This is a genomic window from Streptomyces sp. NPDC036764 (genome assembly GCF_055609385.1).
The window spans coordinates 576,613-594,593 of record NZ_JBVJPT010000001.1 but is presented as its reverse complement, the minus strand read 5'-3'; the positions used below and the strand labels follow the sequence as shown (position 1 = coordinate 594,593).

Annotated in this window: 14 protein-coding genes; 8 read left to right on the top strand and 6 right to left on the bottom strand. The window is 71.9% G+C overall.

Annotation, left to right across the window (positions count from 1 at the left end):
- Positions 1–97 precede the first annotated feature (97 nt).
- From ACZ69Q_RS02490 to ACZ69Q_RS02480, 3 genes are all read right to left on the bottom strand, one after another.
- Positions 98–1,804 carry an enoyl-CoA hydratase-related protein gene (locus ACZ69Q_RS02490; protein WP_471034965.1) on the bottom strand — a complete coding sequence of 569 codons (1,707 nt, stop codon included), beginning with the start codon at positions 1,802–1,804 and terminating at the stop codon, positions 98–100.
- 204 nt (positions 1,805–2,008) lie between these two features.
- Complete coding sequence (locus tag ACZ69Q_RS02485) at positions 2,009–2,257, bottom strand: hypothetical protein (RefSeq protein WP_471034961.1); 249 nt, start codon at positions 2,255–2,257, stop codon at positions 2,009–2,011.
- The gene (locus ACZ69Q_RS02480; protein ID WP_471034956.1) at positions 2,244–2,489 is read right to left on the bottom strand and encodes a DUF6400 family protein; all 246 of its coding nucleotides are present in this window, start codon (positions 2,487–2,489) and stop codon (positions 2,244–2,246) included. Before ACZ69Q_RS02480 ends, ACZ69Q_RS02485 begins: the two co-directional genes overlap by 14 nt.
- Before the next feature lie 219 nt (positions 2,490–2,708).
- Here ACZ69Q_RS02480 and ACZ69Q_RS02475 point away from each other — a divergent pair, with 219 nt between their 5' ends.
- From ACZ69Q_RS02475 to ACZ69Q_RS02460, 4 genes are all read left to right on the top strand, one after another.
- Positions 2,709–3,548, top strand: a complete 840-nt coding sequence (locus ACZ69Q_RS02475) for a TIM barrel protein (RefSeq protein ID WP_471034952.1) — start codon at positions 2,709–2,711, stop codon at positions 3,546–3,548.
- A 145-nt stretch (positions 3,549–3,693) separates the two neighbouring features.
- The gene (locus ACZ69Q_RS02470) at positions 3,694–4,608 is read left to right on the top strand and encodes a 2-hydroxy-3-oxopropionate reductase (RefSeq protein WP_471034946.1); all 915 of its coding nucleotides are present in this window, start codon (positions 3,694–3,696) and stop codon (positions 4,606–4,608) included.
- A gap of 197 nt (positions 4,609–4,805) precedes the next feature.
- Positions 4,806–6,263, top strand: coding sequence for a catalase (locus ACZ69Q_RS02465; protein ID WP_471034941.1), 1,458 nt, complete (start codon positions 4,806–4,808; stop codon positions 6,261–6,263).
- Between the two features lie 395 nt (positions 6,264–6,658).
- Positions 6,659–6,913 carry a hypothetical protein gene (locus ACZ69Q_RS02460; protein ID WP_471034937.1) on the top strand — a complete coding sequence of 85 codons (255 nt, stop codon included), beginning with the start codon at positions 6,659–6,661 and terminating at the stop codon, positions 6,911–6,913.
- 218 nt (positions 6,914–7,131) lie between these two features.
- Here the strand turns inward: ACZ69Q_RS02460 and gcl are convergent, their stop codons facing one another.
- Positions 7,132–8,916: a glyoxylate carboligase gene (gene gcl / locus ACZ69Q_RS02455; protein WP_471034932.1), complete on the bottom strand. Its 1,785-nt coding sequence runs from the start codon at positions 8,914–8,916 to the stop codon at positions 7,132–7,134.
- Between the two features lie 251 nt (positions 8,917–9,167).
- On the opposite strand from gcl, the gene ACZ69Q_RS02450 reads away from it, so the two are divergent.
- Positions 9,168–9,857, top strand: a complete 690-nt coding sequence (locus ACZ69Q_RS02450) for a hypothetical protein (RefSeq protein WP_471034929.1) — start codon at positions 9,168–9,170, stop codon at positions 9,855–9,857.
- A 59-nt stretch (positions 9,858–9,916) separates the two neighbouring features.
- The gene (locus tag ACZ69Q_RS02445; protein ID WP_471034925.1) at positions 9,917–10,420 is read left to right on the top strand and encodes a GNAT family N-acetyltransferase; all 504 of its coding nucleotides are present in this window, start codon (positions 9,917–9,919) and stop codon (positions 10,418–10,420) included.
- Positions 10,421–10,526: 106 nt separating this feature from the next.
- Here the strand turns inward: ACZ69Q_RS02445 and ACZ69Q_RS02440 are convergent, their stop codons facing one another.
- Together ACZ69Q_RS02440 and ACZ69Q_RS02435 are read right to left on the bottom strand one after the other, a co-directional pair.
- Positions 10,527–12,131: an AMP-binding protein gene (locus tag ACZ69Q_RS02440; RefSeq protein ID WP_471034922.1), complete on the bottom strand. Its 1,605-nt coding sequence runs from the start codon at positions 12,129–12,131 to the stop codon at positions 10,527–10,529.
- A complete protein-coding gene (locus ACZ69Q_RS02435) occupies positions 12,128–13,798 on the bottom strand; it encodes an AMP-binding protein (RefSeq protein ID WP_471034920.1) in 1,671 nt (556 codons plus the stop codon). Before ACZ69Q_RS02435 ends, ACZ69Q_RS02440 begins: the two co-directional genes overlap by 4 nt.
- A gap of 128 nt (positions 13,799–13,926) precedes the next feature.
- Here ACZ69Q_RS02435 and ACZ69Q_RS02430 point away from each other — a divergent pair, with 128 nt between their 5' ends.
- Entirely contained in the window at positions 13,927–14,751 is an 825-nt protein-coding gene (locus tag ACZ69Q_RS02430; RefSeq protein ID WP_471040009.1) for a helix-turn-helix transcriptional regulator, read from the top strand.
- Positions 14,752–14,964: 213 nt separating this feature from the next.
- Positions 14,965–17,784 (top strand): ATP-binding protein, encoded by a 2,820-nt coding sequence (locus tag ACZ69Q_RS02425; protein WP_471034916.1) that lies wholly within the window; start codon positions 14,965–14,967, stop codon positions 17,782–17,784.
- The last annotated feature ends 197 nt before the right edge of the window (positions 17,785–17,981 follow it).

The following is a 17,981-nucleotide window of genomic DNA, read 5'->3' as shown; positions in this document are numbered from 1 at the left end:
TTCGGTCTGTCGGATTCTTGGTATCAGCGGTCCGGCCGGGGTGAAACACACCGTGGGCCATTCGCGTGACGCCGACGGCACTGGTGGCGGGACCGCTTCACGCAACCGGGGGCGAGGTGAGGTGCTCCGGGGTGCACCGGGGACGGAGCTTGTGGACGAACGCTCGGCGCAGGGCGTGATAGGGGGCGTCCGGGTCGTCGAAGGTCCGGCGCATGCGGGCCAGCTCCCGTTCACGGAAGGCGGCGAGCGGAGTGGTGGCCTCGCACCGGTCCAGCTCCGCCTTCTTCGCGGCGATCCGGGAGGCGGTCGCCGGCAGTGCCGCGAGGTGCGCGGCCAGGGTGGCGGTCTCCCGGGCGAAGTCGCCGGGGCCGCAGTCGATCACCCGGTCGGCGAGTCCGAGCCGCAGGGCGCTCGCCGCGCTCACGGGCAGCGCCTCCCGCATGAGCCGTTCGGCCAGGGCCGGGCCCACCCTGCGGGGCAGCGTGTAGGTCCAGTACTCCGAGCCGTACAGGCCCATAAGGCGGTAGTGCGGGTTCAGCACGGTGCCGTAGCGGCACCACACCTCGTCGGCCGCCAGGGCGAGCATCGCGCCGCCCGCGGCGGCGTTGCCCGCGACGGCCGCGACCACGAGCCGGTCGGTGGTGGTCAGGACCGCCTCCACGAGGTCGTCGATGGCGTTGATGTTCGCCCAGGACTCGGCGGCGGGGTCGGTGGCGGCCTCGATGACGCCCAGGTGGATCCCGTTGGAGAAGAAGTCCCGTTCCCCGCCCAGCACAAGGACCGAGGTGGGCCGGGTGCACGCCTCCCGGTAGGCGTGCAGGAGGCGCCGGCACTGCTCGGTGCTCATGGCGCCGCCCGGGAAGGAGAACGTCAGGAAGCCGGTGGCGCCGTCCTCCCGGTAGCGGATGTCCGTCCAGGTGCGCTCACGCGCGTCGGGCAGCGGGGGCGGTGCGTGTTCCGGCAGGGGCGGCAGCCGGTCGCCCAGGGCCCGCACGGCGGGGAGTTTGAGGGTGGGCGGCTGCCCGGGCAGGCGGCGGGGCCGCAGTTCGGGGATCCACACGGCGCCGTCGGTGGTGGCCCGGCAGATCGCTCCGGCGCGGGTGGCCAGGAGCTCGCCGGGGCGGCCCCGCAGGGCGCTCTCGGGGTGGCCGCCGTGCAGGTACCACTCACCGCCGAGCAGCACGTCCAGCACGCCGGGCTGCGAGTCGGCGGCCCGCAGCTTGCGCACGACGGCCTCGGTGGAGTCGGCTGCCCAGTCGATGCGCCGGACGCTCTGGTCGAGGTACGGCCGGACCCGCACGGGAGCGCCCGCCAGACCCGCCTCGTCCTGTACGGCCGGGACGTGGGTGCCGCCCGCGAAGCGCTCGACGGCGAGGAGGACGGCGGTGAGCGCGGCGTCGGCGACCTCACCCCGGTACAGGTCGCTCTTGGCCACCGCGGGCACCCGGCAGGGCACCGAGGCCCACACGTCGCCCGCGTCCATCTCCGCGGCGGCCTGAAGGACCGTGACGCCCCAGCGTTCGGCGCCCTCGTGGATCGCCCAGTCCAGGGAGGACGGGCCGCGGTCGCCGAGCGGCCCGGGGTGGACCACCAGGCAGGTGTACGCCGCCCACACCTCCTCGGGGATCGCCGTCTTCAGCATCGGCGCCACGACGAGCTGCGGTGCGTGGCGCCGTACGGCGTCGGTGAGGGAGCGGTCCGGCAGTGCGAGTTCCACCGCCACCTTGTGGCCCCGGTCGCGCAGCTCGGCGTGGACGCGCTGGGTGAGGCTGTTGAACGCGCTGGCGACGAGCAGGATCTGCACGGCTGCCTCCGGGCGGACGACCGGCGGCCGGGGGTGGCCGCCGACCGCGATCCTCGGTCACGCCGGCCCGTCCTGCGCGGTGACAGACGGTGGGGTCATCCGAATGACAGACGGTGACATAGTCCGAACGCGCACGGCGGGGTGTCGGCCGGTGTCGCCGCAGCGCGGGTCATGCGCTGCTCGCGGGCCGGAACGCCGACCGGTTCACCAGGCGCGGGTCATGCGCTGCCACAGGGAGCGCGTCGCGCCGAACCCGGTCTCGTGGGTGAAGACATGGGTGCAGGAGCGGCACTGGAGGTGCAGCAGGCTGCCGGTGCTGGAGAGCAGATAGCGCCAGTGCCGGGAGCAGGTGCGCTGCTGTTCGCAGTCGTCGCAGCCGCGGCGGTCGTCGCAGTTCGGGCAGGCCACCCAGGCGCGGCGCCCGATGTCCGCCTGCGGGTCACGGGGCAGCATGCCCGTCTCCTCGCGGCGGGAGCACGCCGGCCGCGACCAGCTCGTCGTAGACCCGCTGCTGGTCCGCGTCGAGGCCGGAGTACAGCAGCTCGTACGCCTCCTCCTCGCCGCGCAGGGCGGCGACGGGGTCCCAGTCGGGGCCGAGGGCGTCCAGGACGTGGGCCCGCCGGAGCATCTCGTGCGCGCTCAGGTCGACGGAGAACTCGACGGGTGCGGGGCCGTGGGAGGACATGCGACCGAACGTAGGTAAGCCTTCCCCGCCCCGGCAAGGGTGGGTGGGGGAAGTCACAGCAGGTCAGCGCTCCCCGTGCACCCGCGCTCACTGCCCGAGGCCGGCGTTTTCGCCTGTCTCTCCTCTTGACAAGCCACGGGCGCGAACGGCAATCTTCCATTAAGCAGAAACAAACTTCCGCAATACGGAATCTCGACACGGAAGGGAGCGCCGACCCCCATGGGATTCGCAGAGCAGCGCTTCAACGTCAACCTGTCGATCCTCTTCACGGAACTCCCGCTCGTGGAGCGCCCCGCGGCCGCCGCCGCGGCCGGCTTCACGGCGGTCGAGCTGTGGTGGCCCTGGGTCGACTCCCCCACCCCCGAGCGCTCCGAGCTCGACGCCCTGAAGCAGGCGATCGAGGACGCAGGGGTCCAGCTCACCGGCCTGAACTTCTACGCCGGCCAACTGCCCGGCCCCGACCGCGGCGCCCTGTCGGTCCCGGGCGAGGAGTCGGAGAGGTTCCGCGCCAACATCGACGTGGCGGCCGACTTCGCGGCCTCGCTCGGCTGCACGGCGCTCAACGCCCTGTACGGCAACCGCGTCGAGGGGGTGGACCCGGCCGAGCAGGACGCGCTCGCGCTGGAGAACCTCGCCCTCGCGGCCCGGGCCGCCGACCGGATCGGCGCGATCCTGCTGATCGAGGCCCTCAACAAGCCCGAGTCGCCGCTGTACCCGCTGGTCAGCGCGCCGGCCGCGGTGAGCGTCGTCGACCGGGTCAACGAGGCCACGGGGCTCGGCAACGCCCGCTTCCTCATGGACCTCTACCACCTGTCCATGAACGGCGAGGACCTGCCGGCGGTGATCGAGCAGTACGCGGCGAAGACCGGTCACGTCCAGATCGCCGACAACCCGGGCCGCGGTGCTCCGGGCACGGGGACGCTGCCGCTGGAGGAGCTGCTCGACCAGCTCGGGAAGGCGGGATACGACGGCTGGGTCGGCCTCGAGTACAAGCCGGGCGACCGCCCGAGCGCCGAGGCCTTCGACTGGCTGCCGTCGGAGGCACGCGCCGCCCGCTGACGGGACCGACCCCGGGGGGCTGCCGCCCCCGGACCCCCTCTTCGGCCCTGAACGGGCCTCGCCCTCAAACGCCGGACGGGCCGGATTTCGCCGACCGGCGCCAATTCGTAGACGTACCACAGCAGTTCAGAGAGGTACCCCCATCATGAGCAACCTCGCAGCTTCTTCCCACCCGACCCGCCCGGCGATTGCCTGGATCGGCCTCGGCATCATGGGCTCCCCCATGTCCGAGAACCTGATCAAGGCGGGTTACCAGGTCACCGGCTTCACCCTGGAGCAGGACAAGCTGGACCGCCTCGCCGCCGCCGGCGGCACGGCCGCCGCCTCGATCGCCGAGGCCGTGCGGGACGCCGACGTCGTCATCACGATGGTCCCGGCCTCCCCGCACGTCGAGGCCATCGCCTACGGCCCCGACGGCATCCTGGAGAACGCGAGGTCCGGCGCGCTGCTGATCGACATGTCCTCGATCACCCCGCAGACCTCGGTCGACCTGGCGAAGGCGGCCAAGGACAAGGACATACGCGTGCTGGACGCCCCGGTGTCCGGCGGTGAGGCCGGCGCGATCGAGGCCGTGCTGTCGATCATGGTGGGCGGCGAGCAGGCCGACTTCGACACCGCGAAGCCGATTCTCGAGGCGCTGGGCAAGACCATCGTGCTGTGCGGTCCGCACGGCTCGGGCCAGACCGTGAAGGCGGCCAACCAGCTCATCGTCGCCGTGAACATCCAGGCGTGCGCCGAGGCCGTGGTCTTCCTGGAGAAGTCCGGCGTGGACCTGACGGCGGCCCTGGACGTCCTCAACGGCGGCCTGGCTGGCTCGACCGTGCTGACGCGGAAGAAGGACAACTTCCTCAGCCGCGACTTCAAGCCGGGCTTCCGTATCGACCTGCACCACAAGGACATGGGCATCGTCACGGACGCCGCCCGCAACGTCGGCGCCGCCCTGCCGGTCGGCGCCGTGGTCGCCCAGTTGGTCGCGTCCCTGCGGGCGCAGGGCGACGGCGGCCTGGACCACTCGGCCCTGCTGCGGGCCGTGGAGCGGCTGTCCGGCGCCCAGGTCTGAGCCGGACCCTTCCCAGACTTCCGGGCCGTGGCGCCGCTGACACCTGTCCTGTCGCGCCCAGGCGGCGCCGCGGCCCGGAATCCTCTTCAACAAACCGTTGATTTGATTCAACAAACTGTTGACGCTCAGATCGCCCCACTTCTAGGCTCCACGAAGCGGAAACAGCTTTCCGCTGACACTCGCACGGAAGGTCCCCGATGTCGAAGCGCGTGCTCACGACCGAGGCCGGCGCCCCGGTCGCCGACAACCAGAACTCAGCCTCCGCCGGCGTCGGCGGCCCGCTCCTCCTCCAGGACCAGCACCTGCTGGAGAAGCTGGCGCGCTTCAACCGCGAGCGCATCCCGGAGCGCGTGGTGCACGCCCGGGGTTCCGGGGCGTACGGCCACTTCGAGGTGACCGACGACGTCACCGGCTTCACCCACGCCGACTTCCTGAGCGAGGTGGGCAAGCGGACCGAGGTGTTCCTGCGCTTCTCGACGGTCGCCGACAGCCTCGGCGGCGCGGACGCGGTGCGCGACCCGCGCGGCTTCGCCCTCAAGTTCTATACGGAGCAGGGCAATTACGACCTCGTCGGCAACAACACCCCGGTGTTCTTCATCAAGGACCCGATCAAGTTCCCCGACTTCATCCACTCGCAAAAGCGCGACCCGTTCACCGGCAAGCAGGAGCCGGACAACGTCTGGGACTTCTGGGCGCACGCTCCCGAGGCCACGCACCAGGTGACGTGGCTGATGGGCGACCGCGGCATCCCGGCGTCGTACCGCCACATGAACGGCTACGGCTCGCACACCTACCAGTGGACGAACGCCGACGGCGAGGCCTTCTTCGTCAAGTACCACTTCAAGACCAACCAGGGCATCCGCTGCCTGAGCAGTGAGCAGGCCGCCGAGCTCGCGGGCAAGGACCCGGGCTCGCACCAGACGGACCTGCTCCAGGCCATCGAGCGGGGCGTGCACCCGTCCTGGACCCTGTACGTCCAGCTCATGCCGGCGGCCGAGGCGGCCGACTACCGCTTCAACCCGTTCGACCTGACCAAGGTCTGGCCGCACAAGGACTACCCGCTCCGGCGCGTGGGCCGGCTGGTCCTCGACCGCAACCCGGACAACGTCTTCGCGGAGGTCGAGCAGGCCGCGTTCTCCCCGAACAACTTCGTCCCCGGCATCGGTCCCTCCCCCGACAAGATGCTCCAGGGCCGTCTCTTCGCCTACGCGGACGCCCACCGCTACCGCCTGGGCGTCAACCACACCCAGCTCGCGGTGAACGCCCCGAAGGCGACGACCGCGCAGAACTACGGCCGCGACGGCCTCATGGCGGCCAACTCCCAGGGCCGCGGGGCGAAGAACTACGAGCCGAACTCCTACGACGGCCCGGTGGAGACCGGCCGCCCGCTGTCGGCGCCGCTGGCGGTGACCGGCTGGACCGGCACCCACGAGGCTCCGCTGCACACCAAGGACGACGCCTTCTTCCAGGCCGGCGAGCTGTACCGGCTGATGTCCGCCGAGGAGAAGTCCCGTCTGATCGCGAACATCGCCGGCGGCCTGTCCCAGGTCTCCCGCGACGACGTGATCGAGAAGAACCTGGCCCACTTCCACGCCGCCGACCCCGAGTACGGCAAGCGCGTGGAGGAGGCGGTCCGCGCCCTGCGCGAGGACTGAGAACCCCCAGACTGCGTCCGGCTCCTGACGGGAGGTCATGAGACGGACGCACCGCCCGCACACGACGCCGAGCGACCCGGATGAGGGGTGGTCGCAGGCGACGGGCGCGGGCAACGCGAGGACCGCGGCGGCGTGCGAGCCAGTGCGGTGGTGAAGGTCCGGCCTCCTTCTTCGACCAGAGGGAAGGAGACCGGTTCCGTCGCTGCCGCCGCGGTCCCAAGCCCTCCAGACCCCGTCCGGCGGCGCGAACGTCCTGTCGCGCCCAGCCTCGCACCGTCGGACGGCCACAACCGAATACCTCACCGGCTGAAGAGCGCCGGGTACGGACGGTCCCGTACCCGGCGCTCTTCGGCGTCCGGGGTGCGCGAGCGGCCCTTTCGCAGGAGTCTGAAGGCATGGCAGCACATCCGACGGAGCAACCGCACGTCGTGGTGCACCCTCCGGCCCTGGACGGGTCCCGGCGGGTCACCGAGGGCGACACGACACTGGGAATCGCCACGCATGTCGACGATGTCGGCGAGATCCTGCGGCTCGCCGATCTGTACGTCACCGATGTGGCGGAGAGCGACTTCATCGACTGGCAGGGCGGCGGCCCCGACGACTGGCCGGGGCTGTCGGAACACCACGAGGAACAGCACCACGAGGAATAGACGGCCGCGTACGCCTTCGGACGTACCTCGGCTACGGAATCCTCAGATCAACCTCTGAACAGGCGCCGGGAGGCTTCAACCGCCCCCCGCCGCGGGCACATTCTCCTCACACGGGGCCCGCCGGCACGGGGGCGGCGGGCCTCGACGGGGGCACACGGAAAGGGGCGGCCCAACCTTTCGGTTGGGCCGCCCCTCGCAGTGCGGACTCGCTGGACGCGTCAGACCTTCAGCGTCTTGATCGACGTCGGCGCATGGCCCGGCTCGGTCGCGATCTCCTCGAACTCGACGACGTTGCCGATGTCGTTGGTCGTCGACATGGAGATGTTGGTGACCCGCTCCAGGATGGCCTCGACGACCACCGGGACCTGGAACTCGGCGGCGAGCTTCTTCGCCTGCTCGAAGGCCGCACCCAGGTCGGCCGGGTCGGTCACCCGGATCGCCTTGCAGCCGAGGCCCTCGGCGACCTTGACGTGGTCGACGCCGTAGACGCCCAGCTCGGGCGAGTTGATGTTCTCGAACTCCAGGTTGACCTGGAAGTCGATCTCGAACGCCCGCTGCGCCTGACGGATCAGGCCCAGGTAGGAGTTGTTCACCAGGACGTGGACGTAGGGGATCCTGTGCTGGGCGCCGACCGCCAGTTCCTCGATCATGAACTGGAAGTCGTAGTCCCCGGACAGGGCGACGACCTGCGCCTCCGGGTCGGCCTTGGCGACGCCCAGCGCGGCCGGGATGGTCCAGCCGAGGGGGCCCGCCTGGCCGCAGTTGATCCAGTGCCGCGGCTTGAAGACGTGCAGCATCTGGGCGCCGGCGATCTGCGAGAGGCCGATGGTGGAGACGTACCGGGTCTCCGGGCCGAAGGCCTTGTTCATCTCCTCGTAGACGCGCTGCGGCTTGATCGGGATGTCGTCGAAGTGCGTACGGCGCTGGAGGGTCGCCTTCCGCTCCTGCGCGGAGGCGGCCCACGCGGAGCGGTCGGGCAGCCTGCCGGCCGCCTTCAACTCCCGTGCCACCTCGACGAACAGCTCCAGGGCGGCCTTCGCGTCGGACGCGATGCCGTAGTCCGCGGCGAAGATCTTGCCGATCTGGGTGGGCTCGATGTCGACGTGGACGAACTTGCGGCCGGCCGTGTAGACGTCGAGCTTGCCGGTGTGGCGGTTGGCCCAGCGGTTGCCGATGCCGAGGACGAAGTCGGACTCCAGGAAGGTCGCGTTGCCGTAGCGGTGCGAGGTCTGCAGGCCCACCATGCCGGCGTTCAGCTCGTGGTCGTCGGGCAGCAGGCCCCAGCCCATCAGGGTCGGGACGACCGGGGTGCCCGTCAACTCGGCGAACTCGACGAGGAGTTCGGCGGCGTCGGCGTTGATGACACCGCCGCCGGCGACGATCAGCGGCCGCTCGGATTCGTTCAGCAGCCCGATCGCCTTCTCGATCTGGGCGCGGGTCGCGGCCGGCTTGTACGCCTGGAGCGGCTCATACGTCTCCGGGTCGAACTCGATCTCGGTGAGCTGGACGTCGATCGGCAGGTCGATGAGGACCGGGCCGGGGCGGCCCGAGCGCATCAGGTGGAACGCCTGCTGGAAGACGCCGGGAACCTGCGCGGCCTCCAGGACGGTCACCGCCATTTTCGTGACCGGGGCCGCGATCGAGGCGATGTCGACGGCCTGGAAGTCCTCTTTGTGGATCACCGCGGTCGGGGCCTGGCCGGTGATGCACAGGATCGGGATGGAGTCGCCGATCGCGGAGTACAGGCCGGTGATCATGTCGGTGCCGGCCGGGCCGGAGGTGCCGATGCAGACGCCGATGTTGCCCGGGTGGGTGCGGGTGTAGCCCTCCGCCATGTGCGAGGCGCCCTCCACATGGCGGGCGAGGGTGTGGCTGATGCCGCCGGAGGCCTTGAGCGCCGCGTAGAAGGGGTTGATCGCCGCGCCCGGCACGCCGAACGCGTTGCTGACGCCCTCGCGCTTGAGGATCTCGACTGCCGCTCGGGCAGCGGTCATACGTGCCATTGAGTACTCCTGCTTCGGCTGTCGGATTCGCACTCCCGTCGCGCCCCGCGGTGAGCAATTCCGTGACGATTCGATTCCGCTCGCGGACTCCGATGGACGACTCCATCGACTTCCACATTGCGGAAACTCTTTTCTGCTATCTGGAAGCAATGTAGGCGGGCGGGTGAAGACCGTCAAGAGGGGGACAACCGGGCGCCACCTGGAGGACGATGGGTGCGCTGTCCCGATGCGAGGTCGTCCTGGAGTGGGTCATGTCCGAGAGCGTGTCGGTGCGCTGCCCGGCCTGCCGGCGCGAGCATCTGTACGCGGCGCCCGCCTATCCCTGTGAGTGCGGGGCGCCCGTCGTGCCGCCGCTCGACCCGGCCGGCACCGCGAAGGCCGTCACGCATCGCGCCTGGGACGACGAATGGATCAGCGTCCGCTGCACGGCATGCGGCCGCGCGGGCGAGTGGCCCCGTCCGGAGCTCGGCTGCTCCTGCGGCACCCTGCTGCGGGTGCCGGTGGCCCGGGCGAGCGCGGAAAGCGAGGAGACGGAACCACCTGAGGCACCCGCCCCGCGACGCGCCTTCCAGCCCATCACGATCCGCACCGCCCGCGACGCGGTCACCGCGGCCGCCGTGTATCTGCGCTGGCTCGGCTACCGGGACATCCGCCGCGCCGACCAGCGCCCCACGTCCGGCATCGGCATCGCCGCGCACGGCCTGCTCGCCCAAGTCGACCCGACCGTACGGCCGGCCTCCCTGCGGGACGTGGAGTGCCTGTGGCTGACGGCCATGACGGAGTCGGCGGCCTGCGTCTACTTCTCCCTGTCCGGCTACGCCCCCGACGCCCGCGCCCGCGCCGACTCCCTGGGCGTCCCCCTCTTCGTCCTGGACCTCACGGGCACGCCCCAGCCGGTCAACACCCTCGCCGACGAGCTGGACGCGACCGGGGCCCACTGACCGCGCCGCCCCCGGTAATCCGCTCGCCCCCGACCCGGCCGGCGACGGAGACTCGGCGCATGCGCATCCGCCCCGCCACGTCCGACGAGCTCCCGGTCCTCCAGGACATCGAACGCGCCGCGGGCGCCGCCTTCCGCGACCTCGGCATGGCGGCCGTCGCCGACGACGAGCCGCCCGCACGGGAGGTCCTGGAGCGTTACCGCCGGGCGGGCCGGGCGTGGGCCGCCTGCGACGGCGACGGCCGCCCGGTCGCGTACCTGATCTGCGAGCCGGTCGACGGCGCCCTGCACATCGAGCAGGTCTCGGTGCACCCGGACGCCGCCCGCCGGGGCGTGGGCGGAGCGCTCCTCGCGTACGCCGCCGACCGCGCACGCGAGGAGGGTCTGGCCGGACTGACCCTGACCACCTTCACCGAGGTCCCGTGGAACGCGCCGTACTACACGCGCCTGGGCTTCCGCACTCTGGAGGAGGCCGAGCTCACCCCGGGTCTGCGCAAGATCCGCGCCCACGAGGCGGAACTCGGCCTGGACCGATGGCCGCGGGTTTGCATGCGGCGGGACTGAGCGCTCCGCCGGAAGTGCCGCGCAATGTCATCGCTCGCCCGCGGCGCCGTCGTGGCCGGTCGCGCCCACGCGGCGGAGCCGCATATCGATACAGCCCCGCGCCCCTTCAGGACGTTGACGAACCGTCCGCGAACCGTTCGCGCAGCTCCACCTTGCGTACCTTCCCGGACACCGTCATCGGGAAGGCGTCGAGGATGCGCAGTCGGCTCGGGATCTTGTAGTGCGCGAGCTGCCCTTCGCAGAAGGCCCGCAGCTCCTCCAGCGTCAGCGGGTCGGCCGCGTCGCGCGCGATGACACACGCCAGGACCTCCTCGCCGTACCGCTCGTGCGGCACCCCGACGACCTGGACGTCCGCGATCTTGGGGTGGGCGTACAGGAACTCCTCGATCTCGCGCGGGTAGATGTTCTCGCCGCCCCGGATGATCATGTCCTTGATGCGGCCGACGATCTCGACGTAGCCGTCCTCCCGCATCATCGCGAGGTCACCGGTGTGCATCCAGCGCCCGGCGTCGACGGCCTCGGCGGTCTTCTCGGGCTCGTTCCAGTAGCCGAGCATCACGCTGTAGCCGCGGGTGCACAGCTCGCCCGCCGTGCCGCGCGGCCGGGTCGCACCGGTCGCCGGGTCGACGACCTTCACCTCGATGTGCGGCAGGACCCGGCCGACCGTGCCGGTGCGGTGTTCCAGGTCGTCGTCCCTGCGGGTCTGGAGCGAGACCGGGGACGTCTCGGTCATGCCGTAGCAGATGGAGACCTCCGCCATGTGCATCTCGGCGACCACCCGCTTCATCACCTCCACCGGGCAGGGCGAGCCCGCCATGATGCCGGTGCGCAGGGAGGAGAGGTCGTACGAGGCGAAGTCGGGGAGGTTGAGCTCCGCGATGAACATCGTCGGGACGCCGTACAGCGAGGTGCAGCGCTCCCGCTGGACGGCCTCCAGCGTGGCCTTCGGGTCGAAGGAGGGGGCGGGGATCACCATGCAGGCGCCGTGCGAGGTGGCGGCGAGGTTGCCCATCACCATGCCGAAGCAGTGGTAGAAGGGCACCGGGATGCACACCCGGTCCTGCTCGCTGTACGCGATCAACTCCCCCACGAAATAGCCGTTGTTGAGGATGTTGTGGTGGGAGAGGGTGGCCCCTTTGGGGAAGCCCGTCGTGCCCGAGGTGTACTGGATGTTGATCGGGTCGTCGCAGGACAGCTCCGGGTACTCGGCCGGCGTCCCGCGCGCGATCAGCGCCTCCCAGCTCGGGTCCCCGATGTACACCGTCTCCCGCAGCCCCGGGCACTTGCCGCGCACCTGCTCGACCATCGCCCGGTAGTCGCTGGCCTTGTGACTGAGGGAGGCGAACAGCAGCGAGATCCCGGCCTGGTTGAGGACGTACTCGACCTCGTGGGTGCGGTAGGCCGGGTTGATGTTCACCATGATCGCGCCGATGCGGGCCGTGGCGTACTGGACCAGGACCCACTCGGGACAGTTGACCGCCCAGATGCCCACCCGGTCACCCTTGGCGATCCCGCTCGCGAGCAGCGCGTACGCCAGCTCGTCGACGTCGGCGGCGAACTCGGCGTAGGTCCAGCGCCGCCCGGACGGCACGTCGACCAGCGCCTCCCGGTCCGGCCAGGCCGCGACGGCCCGGTCCAGGTTGGCCCCGATGGTGTCCCCGAGCAGGACCGTCCCGCTCGTCCCGTGCGTGTACGACGACTCGGCGGTCACCGGAAGTCCTCCTCGCGGTACTCGGCGTCCGAGCCGGCGGCCGTGGCCTCGCGCAGCTCGATGCGGCGGATCTTGCCGGAGACGGTCTTGGGCAGCGGCGCGAACTCCAGGCGGCGCACCCGCTTGTACGGCGCGAGGACCTCCCGGGAGTGCTCGAAGAGCACCTTGGCCGTGTCGGGGCCCGGCTCCCAGCCCTCCGCGAGGACCACGTACGCCTTCGGCACCGCGAGCCGCACCTCGTCCGGCGCGGGCACGACGGCCGCCTCGGCCACCGCCTCGTGCTCCAGCAGGGCGCTCTCCAGCTCGAACGGGGAGATCTTGTAGTCGGACGCCTTGAAGACGTCGTCGGCCCGGCCGACGTAGGTGATGTAGCCGTCGGCGTCCCGGGAGCCGATGTCGCCGGTGCGGTAGTAGCCGCCGGCCATCGCCTCCGCCGTACGGTCGGCGTCGCCGTGGTAGCCCGTCATCACGCCGACGGGACGCTCGGACAGGTCGAGGGCGATCTCGCCCTCGTCGGCGCCGGGTGCGCCGGAGACCGGGTCGAGGAGTTCGACGCGGAAGCCGGGGCTGGGCCGGCCCATGGAGCCGGTCTTCAGGGGCTGGCCGGGGCTGTTGGAGACCTGGACGGCGGTCTCGGTCTGCCCGAAGCCGTCCCGGATGGTCACGCCCCAGGCGCGCCGGACCTGCTCGATGACCTCGGGGTTCAGGGGCTCGCCCGCCGCGACGACCTCGCGTGGCGGGGTGCGCAGCGCGCCGAGGTCGGCCTGGATGAGCATGCGCCAGACGGTCGGCGGGGCGCAGAACGTGGTGACGCCCGCCCGGTCCATCTCCGCCATCAGCCGGACCGCGTCGAAGCGCGCGTAGTTGTGGATGAAGACGGTCGCCTCGGCGTTCCACGGCGCGAACAGGTTGGACCAGGCGTGCTTGGCCCAGCCGGGCGAGGAGATGTTCAGATGCACGTCGCCGGGCTTGAGGCCGATCCAGTACATGGTGGCCAGATGCCCGATGGGGTACGAGGTGTGGGTGTGCTCGACCAGCTTCGGGCGGGCGGTGGTGCCGGAGGTGAAGTAGAGCATCAGCGGGTCGTCGGCACCGGTGGGCCCGTCGGGGGTGAACTCGGCGGAGGCGGCGTACGCGTCCTCGTACGTCTGCCACCCCTCGCTCGCCCCGCCGACGCTGATCCGCGTGTAGCGGCCGGGCACCTCGTCGAACTTGCCGGTGTCCTCGGACCGCACCAGCACATGCCGGACGCGTCCGCGCTCCACCCGGTCGCGCAGGTCGGCCGGGCCGAGCAGCGGGGTGGCCGGGATGACGACGGCGCCCAGCTTCATCGCGGCAAGGGCGGTCTCCCACAGCTCGGCCTGGTTGCCGAGCATGACGAGGACACGGTCCTCGGGCCGGACGCCGCGCTCCCGCAGCCAGTTGGCGACCCGGGCGGAGCGCTCGGCCATCTCGGCGAAGGACAGCCGGACCTCGGCGCCGTCCTCCTCGACGATGTGCAGCGCGGTGCGGTCGTTCCCGTCCGCGATCACGTCGAACCAGTCCAGCGCCCAGTTGAATCGCTCGGGCCGGGGCCAGGAGAAGTCCTGGTAGGCGGTGGCGTAGTCCTCGCGGTGTGCCAACAGGAAGTCCCGCGCGCTGCGGAACAACTCCGTCCCCGTCGTCATCTGTCCTCCTAGTTGCCGGACCTTGCCGGGCGGCTCTCTGCCATCGTGTAATCCGTGACGTGGGTCTCACTACCCCCGAACGGGGGTGTGCGCTCGGGAAGCAGCGGTGAAAGGGCGAGTACGTGGCAGTGAACGCGGCCGCATCGGTGGAGATAGGGCGTGCGCTGGTGCGCCTGCGCCGCTCGACCGGGCTGCCGGTCGCCTTCGGCGGACTGGTTGAGCCGGGGCACCCGCGGGTGCGCATCAGCGAACTGAACGGCACGGCCACCGACTCGCTGCGCAGACTCGCGGTGACCGCCGGCAACGGCCTCGGCGGCAAGGCCGTGGCGCTGGCCCGCCCGTGCGCCGTCACGGACTACTCCGCCTCACGGCAGATCACCCACGAGTACGACGCCGCGGTCGCCATGGAGGGCCTGTGCTCGGTGGTGGCGGTCCCGGTCGTCGTACGGCGCCGGGTGCGCGGTGTCCTGTACGGCGCCCTGCGCACGGCCCAGCCGCTGGGCGACCGCACGCTGACGGCGGCCGTGGAGGCGGCCCGGGACGTCGAGCAGGCGCTGGTGGTGCGCGAGGAGGCGCGGGGGCTGCTGGAGGCGGCCCGGCCGCAGCTTGCGCCGCCCGACCGCGGTGCGGTGTGGGAGCAGGTCCGCGAGGCGCACGCGGCCCTGCGCGCGCTCGCCCCGCGCATCGGCGACCCGGCCCTGCGCGCCGAACTGCTGGACGCCTGCGGCCTGCTGGCGGAGGGGCCCGCGCCGAACGGCGTGCAGCTCGCCCCGCGTGAACTGGACGTGCTGGCGTGTGTGGCCGCCGGCGCCACGAACGCGGCCACCGCCGAGCGGCTGGGGCTGCGCGCGGAGACCGTCAAGGGCTATCTGCGGTCGGCCATGCGAAAGCTGGGCACCCACACACGGGGTGAGGCGGTGGCGGCGGCGCGCAGGGCGGGGCTGTTGCCGTAGCCCCGTGCGTGCGGTGGTGGTCCCGCCCGGCGCGGTCCTGGTCCGGACCAGCACGGTGGTGGTCCGGACCACCGCGACAACCCCTCATTCATTCATCCGCGCTTTGAATTTCCCCATGCTCCGCGGTTGTTATTTGGCTCACCTTGCCAGCGGTCCGAATTTCAAAGACCTATTGCCTAATATTGGCCCGGACACGACACACGGAGGGGAGCGGTGACCGTGCGACGGGACTTCAAGGAGCCTGCCAGATGCCGCCCCGACCAGGTCATCGGCAGGGAAGAGCTGTTCGCGGCGGCACGTGAGCAGCTCGCGCGGGGCGGCAGCGTGCTGCTTCACGGCCCTGCCGGAATTGGGAAGTCGACGATCCTGCGGGCATTGGCCGGCGAATACGGCGGGACGGCGCGCACCGTGTTGCGCTGCTCGCCCACCGAGTCCGAATCCCACCTTCCGTTCCTGGCCCTGGCCGACCTCCTCGGCCTGGTCCTGGACGAGGTCTCCGAGCGGCTCCCCGCAGCCCAGCTCACCGCCCTGGAGGCAGCGCTCACCGGCCGCGGTGAGTCCACCCTCCAGCGCGACGGCCTCGCCCTGCGCCTGGCCGTCCTGTCCGCCCTGCGCGCCCTCGCCGACACCGGCCCCGTCCTCGTCGTCGCCGACGACCTCCAATGGCTGGATCCGGCCAGCGCCGAACTCCTCGGCTTCGCCGCGCGGCGCCTCGGCGACACTTCGGTGCGGATGCTGTTCGCGGTGCGGACCGACGGCGAGGAGTACGACCGCCATCTACGCGCGTCTCCGCCGGACACCCTCGCCGTACGGCTGGGCCCGCTGTCCCGCGCCCAGATGTCCGCCCTGCTCGACCACCGCGGCTACACCGGCCTGCCCCGCTCCACCGTCCGGGACATCCACCGCACCAGCGGCGGCAACGCCCTGTTCGCCCTCGAACTGGGCCGCGCCCTCGCCGAGAACGCCACTCCGCCCCGCCCCGGCGAGCCGCTGCCGGTGCCCACCTCGCTGCGCGCCCTGGTGCTGAACCGGCTGGAGATGCTCTCGGACCAGGCCCGCCGCACGCTCCTCGTCGCGAGCGCGGGCGCCCGCCCCACGCTGGCGCTGCTGCACGCAGCCGGCCGGGACAACGCCGAGGCCGAGACCGCCCAGGCCGCCGAACTCGGGCTGCTGGCGACCGAACCCGAGGGCCCCGCCGTCCGGTTCGCGCACCCGATGATCTCCGCCGCGCTGTACGCGGAGGCGCCCGCGCAGGAGCGCCGGGCAGCGCACGCGGCGCTGTCCACGGCCGCCTCCGACCCCATCGAACGCGCCCGGCATCTGGCCCTCGCGACCACCGGCACCGACCCGGAGGTCGCCGCCCGGCTGGCCGAGGCCGCGACGCTGGCCCGGGACCGGGGAGCGCCCTCGGTGGCGGCGCAGCTCTCGCTGCTCGCCGCCCGGCACACCCCGGCGGACGGCACGCCGAGCCCGGACACCCTGCGGCTCGCCGCCACCGAGGACGCGATCACCGCCGGCGAGCTGGACCTCGCCCGGGACATCGCCCGTGAGGTGCTCGCCCGCACGGCCGTGCCGGCGGAGCGGGTGCGGGCCTGGATCGCGGTGATCGAGACGGCGGGCCACGCCATGACCGAGGTCGACTCGATCTTCCCGCAGGCGCTGGCCGACGCCGGCGAGGACCCGAAGCTGCTCGCGCTGGTCCACTACCAACTGACCTGGCGCGCCCTGCTCGTGGAGGGCGACTTCGACGAGGCCCGCGAGGAGGCCGGGTACGCGGCGGAGCTGGCCGCGCGGGCCGGGGACCGCTACACCGAGCTCCTGGCACTCGCCCTCAAGGCGCAGATCGAGACGCTGATGGGCCACCCGGACGCCCCCGCGACCATCCGGCGCGCCCTGGAGGAGCCCCAGGACCCGAGGGTGGCCTGCCATCACAACGGGGCCGGCTACTCCCGCTTCCGCTGGCTGATCATGAGCGACCAACTGCCCGATGCCCGCGCGGCGGTCACCGCGCTGCTGCGCGAGGTGCGCCGGCACGGCTGGGTCGAGAGCGAGGTGCACTTCCTGCGCGGGGTCGCCGAGACCGAGCTGCACTCCGGCCACTGCGGCCGCGCCCTGGACCTCGCCCGCGAGAGCCTGCGCCTGGCCCGGGACACCGGGATCGGCGAGGTCGCCTCCGCCGTGCTGACCTCGCTCGCGGAGGCGGCGGGCGGCGAGACGGAGCGGGCGCTGACGCTGGCCCGGGAGGCGATGGAGCACGCCGAGGAGGACGGCGACCAGATGTACGTCTCCCGTGCCCTGGCCGCCCTCGGGCACGCCCAGCTCGTGGCCGGGGACACCGAGGCGGCGGTGCGTTCGCTGCGCCGGGTGCGCGAGGTGGAGCAGGGCCTCGGCATCACCGATCCGGCGCGCGGCCGCTGGCACGGCGACCTCGCCGAGGCCCTGGTGCGCGGCGGGGAGATCGCGGAGGCACAGGACGTCATCGACGTCACCCGCGAGCAGGCGCTGCGGCTGGACCGCGAGAGCGTACTGGCCGTGCTGGACCGGGCCGAGGCGCTGGTGCGCGCGGCACGCGGCGAACAGGACGCCGCTCTCGCCCAGTTGACGTCGGCGCAGGACCGGCTGGGCAAGCTGGGTTACGGCCTGGAGGAGGCGCGGGCCGCCTTCGCGCTGGCCCAACTGCGTTCCGGTGCCTCGGGTCCGACGTCGTACGACGAGCCGGCCCGGCTGTTCCGCCGCTGCCGGGCGCTGCCGTGGCTGCAGAGGGTCGAGGCGGCGGCCGCGGTGGGTACCGTGGAGCCGGCTCCCGCTCCCGTCGTCACGCCGGACGGCCTCGACGGGCTGGACGGGCTCGCCTCGATGGAGCGTCAGGTCGCCGCGCTGGTCATGGAGGGCGCGACGAACCGGGAGATCGCCGCGCGGCTGTTCATCAGCGTCAAGACGGTCGAGGCGACCCTGACCCGTGTCTACCGCAAGCTCGGGATCCGATCGCGGGTCGACATCGTCAGACTCGCGGCGGGGCGTCGGACCACGTGAGTGCGGGGCCGCACGAGGTGAGTTCACCCGTCCTTGTCGGTCGAAGCAGGTTTAGCGCTACACGACCGAGGGTTTTCCCTGCCCAACTCCCTTAGGGGGTTCCCTCATTGGGAAGGGGAACTTCCGGGACCTACCTTATGGGTGTGCCGCTCGCCCGGGCACACGGGGTTCGGTCCCGCGGCCCCCGTGCAACCCCC